The organism is Nostocoides sp. (assembly GCF_035343835.1).
Taxonomy (GTDB): Bacteria; Actinomycetota; Actinomycetes; order Actinomycetales; family Dermatophilaceae; genus Nostocoides_A; species Nostocoides_A vanveenii.
In genome coordinates, this window is the sequence record NZ_DAOQZV010000378.1 from 1 (window position 1) to 1,871 (window position 1,871).

3 protein-coding genes are annotated in these 1,871 nt (G+C 70.9%); all 3 read left to right on the forward strand.

Annotation, left to right across the window (positions count from 1 at the left end; genetic code table 11):
• A partial coding sequence (locus tag PKH97_RS16320) for a hypothetical protein (RefSeq protein WP_324388660.1) occupies positions 1 to 224 on the forward strand: 224 nt, incomplete at its 5' end.
• A 361-nt stretch (positions 225 to 585) separates the two neighbouring features.
• Positions 586 to 1,119 carry a hypothetical protein gene (locus PKH97_RS16325; RefSeq protein ID WP_324388661.1) on the forward strand — a complete coding sequence of 178 codons (534 nt, stop codon included), beginning with the start codon at positions 586 to 588 and terminating at the stop codon, positions 1,117 to 1,119.
• Positions 1,120 to 1,318: 199 nt separating this feature from the next.
• On the forward strand, positions 1,319 to 1,798 hold the full coding sequence (locus PKH97_RS16330) for a hypothetical protein (protein WP_324388662.1): 480 nt from the start codon (positions 1,319 to 1,321) through the stop codon (positions 1,796 to 1,798).
• Positions 1,799 to 1,871 lie beyond the last annotated feature (73 nt).

Consider the following 1,871-nt stretch of genomic DNA (forward strand, 5'->3'; position numbering starts at 1 on the left):
CCGCGCGGGCCGCGGGCCGCGGCGCCGAACTCGCCGTCGCCGTCCCGACGACCGAGGGCGACGCGATTGTTCACTACGTCCGTACGCAGCCTGACGGCGGCCTCGAGGCGTATGTCGACCCGACGGGCGACCGGTTCGCCGGCGGGAACCCGGCGTGGGGTCGCTCGACCTGCCCGGCGGGGACGAGCCTGACGGCGTGCGTGCCTCTGATCTTCGCCGGCTGACGCGCCTGCAACGGGCCGGCGCCCTCCGGTGTATCAAGGGGTGTGCACGACAAGATGGGGTTCGAGCGATTCGTGCGGGAGAGCACGCCGACCCTTTGGCGGCAGGCTTGAGCGCTGACGGGCTCCCAGCCCGACGCGGCCGACCTGCTCCAGGAGACCGACGTCAAGGTCGGGGCCGCATGGCGGCGCGTGGACGCGAGCGGGAATCCGGTCGGATATGCGCGGAGGACGATGACGAGGTTGCACATCAACGGCTGGCGGGCGCAGGCGCGCCGCCCCGAATCCGTCGTCGCCCAACCACCCGAGCGTGCGCAACGGAGCGGGACCGAACGGATCGACGACCGCGACCGTGCATCGCCGTATGGTGGACCGCGCACGCGTGCGTCTCGCCGGCTCGCTCGTGGGATTCGGCGCGCTGGTGGGGTCGGCGGCCGGCATACGGCTAATCCTGGGGAACGGCGCTTCTCACACCGCGCCGCCGGCCGGGACCACGTGCGCGATCCCGTTCACGCTGGCGACGCCGCCCTCGGGGTCGCCGACTGACCAGGCGTACGCGCGGGACCCGGCCGCCGTGGCCGTCGCCACGCGCCAACTCGTCGCCTATCTGCCCACGTGGTGCACCGAGGGAGTTACTGCAGCCTTCGACTATCTCGACCCGCAGTGGCGCGGCGACCCGCCCGAGGTGGTCGGCTATCCGCGGCTGACATCCGGGGCCGTGGAGATTTTTGCCATGACCCCGACCGCGGAGGGCTATGCAGGGTTCGTCAACCTGACCCTGCACCTCTCCGGTGACCCGTTGGCGTGGAATGACGGCGTCAACTCGCGGTTCGTCATGCTGCGGAAGGTAGCGGGCGTGCCGGGCGATTACGCGATCACCCTCAACACCGGCCCGTGAGGCGGCCGGGTGGCCATTCGTACGACCCGCCCGCTAGAGTGGCTAGACCCCTGGCCGAGTGTGGTCCGCGGCGGTCCAGGGCCTCCCCGGGGATCGTCGTACACGGCGTGACTCAAGCGAGCCAGCGACTCGGCGCCGGCACCCGGTCGAGCCGAGGACGGCGCGGGCGGGATGCGCTTTTGCGGTCTATCGTGGCCGAATGGACGCGCGGTCGGAATACGAAGCCGCGATGGCGGTCCGGACCCAGGGCGAGGTCATCACGGCCCACCGACGCGCGCTGTTGGGCTTGACTGCCGCGCAGCGCGCTGTGCTTCTCGACGCGGTCCGGACGCACCTGTTGACGGGGACACGGCATACGTCGGACGACGTGGATGCCCTGGCGCGCTTCGTCGCGTGTGCCGAGATGCGCCGGCCTGGGAGCCTGCTCGGGCGGGTCACGCCCGATCTTGCTCATCGTCTGCGCGGATTTGTTGTGACCGCGTTGCCCGTGCTTCCGTCGAGAATCCGCGAGCGGCACGATGTCGGAGAGCCGGAAACGCCGGCCCGGCGCAAGGGCAGCGGATGGGACGGGCTCGCGAATGATCCGGCCTATCAAAATCTCGTTGCGAGCCACATGATGCTCTGTGTGACGGGCACCGGGGATGTGCTGCGGCGGCACCGGACGGCCGGGCTCGGCTGAGGCTTCGGCGGGTCCTCGGCGAACGGCAAAGGGACCCCGCACGGAGTGCTGGGTCCCAAGTCGTGAGTGGAGC